This is a genomic window from Gordonia sp. (in: high G+C Gram-positive bacteria), assembly GCF_049299075.1.
Lineage (GTDB): Bacteria > Actinomycetota > Actinomycetes > Mycobacteriales > Mycobacteriaceae > Gordonia.
Genome location: NZ_JBAQWU010000084.1, coordinates 1 through 2,064 on the forward strand (window position 1 = coordinate 1; position 2,064 = coordinate 2,064).

Here is a 2,064-nt window from a genome sequence, read left to right on the forward strand (position 1 = left end):
GGCGGGTGTGGGGGCTACAGGTCGATGTCGGTGGTGTCGACCTCACCGGCGGCGGCAGCGGCGTCACCGACGACCGAATCGACGGACACTTCGTTCCAATCGCCGGCCTGCGTATCCCATTCGTAGGCGTGGTCCGGGACGCCGTCGCCGTCGGCGTCGACCACCGCGTAATCGGAGTAGCCGTCACCATCGACGTCCACCCGCACGGTGTCGACAAGGCCGTCGTTGTTGCTGTCGATCAAGGCCGTGTCCTGGACTCCGTCGCCGTTGGAGTCGACAGTCACGTAGTCGACTGCCCCGTCGTTGTTCAGGTCGTAGGCGTAGCCGTCGACGGTGCCGTCACCATCGACGTCGATCGGCTCGCCCCACGGCTGATTGGCGCCGCCTTCCGCGCCACCGGCACCACCTTCCGCGCCACCGGCACCACCGGCACCTGCGGTGCCGCCTTCGGCCGCTCCCGTAGCGTCGGTGCCGCCGCCGCCCGCTCCGGTACCACCGCTACCGCCGAGCGAGCCCTCGTCGGTCCACACGCCGTCCTGATCGGTGTCGGTGATCAGATTGTCGGCAATGCCGTCGCCGTCGATATCGATGGCCGCGGTGTCGAAGACCCCATCGCCGTTGCTGTCCACGGCGACCGTATCGAGAATGCCGTCTTCGTCGAAGTCGACCAGAGCGGTGTCGGCAAGGCCGTCTGCGTTGGTGTCGAAATCGATCTGGTCGATCCGGCCGTCGCCGTCGAAGTCGTAGGCCACCCCGTCGGCGACACCATCGCCGTCGAGGTCGGCCGCAATCGGCTGGCCGGCGGCATACCCGGCCGGGGTCTCGTAGCCGACGTTCGGAGTCGCGATCGGCTCGTTGCCGCTGGCACCCGCGTTATCGGCGCTGGCACCCGCGTTATCGGCGCTGGTACCTGCGGTCTCGGTGCCTGCGGTCTGGGTGTTCGGGTTGCCGTCCATGGTGTTCTCCTGGTGGTGGGTGCTGGGTTGGTTGCTAGTTAAGAGCGGGGCGCCAAGGAAAAGGTTCCCGTACCGGTGAAAGTTTTTCTCGATTCCGCCCGATCTCGTCGGGTATGGCCGGCTATCCGCTGTTACGCAACGCGGTGGCCAGACCATTCATTGTCAATTGAATGGCGCGGCGGATCTCCGGGGTGTCCTCGCCGCCCCGGAATCGGCGCAACAATTCCACCTGCATCAGATTGAGCGGCTCCAGGTACGGGAAGCGGTTGTAGACGCTCCGTTTGAGGGCGTCGTTATCGGCGAGGAGATCGTCGGTACCGGTGATCGCCGCATGCATTCGCAGCGTGCGTTCGTGTTCCACAGCGAGCATGGTGAACACGCGCTCGCGGAGCGACTCGTCGGGCACCAACTCGGCGTACCGGGCCGCCAGACCAAGGTCAGACTTGGCCAGCACTTGGGCCATATTGGACATCACGGACCGGAAGAACGGCCAGCTGCGGTAGTAGTCGGCCAGTTGGGCGAGTCGGTGGGGATCATCGCCCACCCACTGCTCGAAGGCGCTACCGGTGCCGTACCAGCCGGGCAGCATCACACGGCACTGCGTCCACGACAGCACCCACGGGATGGCCCGCAGATCAGCGATCGCCGTCGTTTGTTTACGCGAGGTCGGACGGCTGCCGATATTGAGCGCACCAATCTCCGATAGGGGCGTCGACTCGGTGAAGTACTCGACGAAACCCGGCGTCCGATGCACCAGCTCGCTATAGGAGTCGCGGGCCGCCGCGGCAAGCTCGCCGAGCACGCGGTAGGCCTCTGCCGGATCGGCCAGGCCCTCGGTATGCAGCAGGGTCGACTCCAGGGTCGCCGAAACCAACGTCTCCAGGTTGCGCCGCGCTCCGACCGGTTCGGCGTATTTGGCCGCGATGATCTCGCCCTGCTCGGTCAGCCGCAGCCCGCCCTGCACAGCGCCCGGCGGCTGCGCCAGAATCGCGTCATAGCTGGGGCCGCCACCGCGACCGACCGTGCCACCGCGACCGTGGAACAACCGCAGTCCGATCCCGGCCGACTCGGCCGCCGCGACCAACTCGAGTTCGGCACGGTACAGCGC

General features: G+C 66.7%; 2 protein-coding genes. Both read right to left on the reverse strand.

The window, feature by feature from the left end; translation table 11 throughout:
- Window positions 1-14: 14 nt before the first annotated feature.
- Window positions 15-956: a hypothetical protein gene (locus WAW85_RS02820; RefSeq protein WP_422558138.1), complete on the reverse strand. Its 942-nt coding sequence runs from the start codon at window positions 954-956 to the stop codon at window positions 15-17.
- A gap of 121 nt (window positions 957-1,077) precedes the next feature.
- Window positions 1,078-2,064, reverse strand: a 987-nt coding sequence (locus tag WAW85_RS02825; protein WP_422558139.1) for a phosphoenolpyruvate carboxylase, incomplete at its 5' end; no start/stop codon positions are given.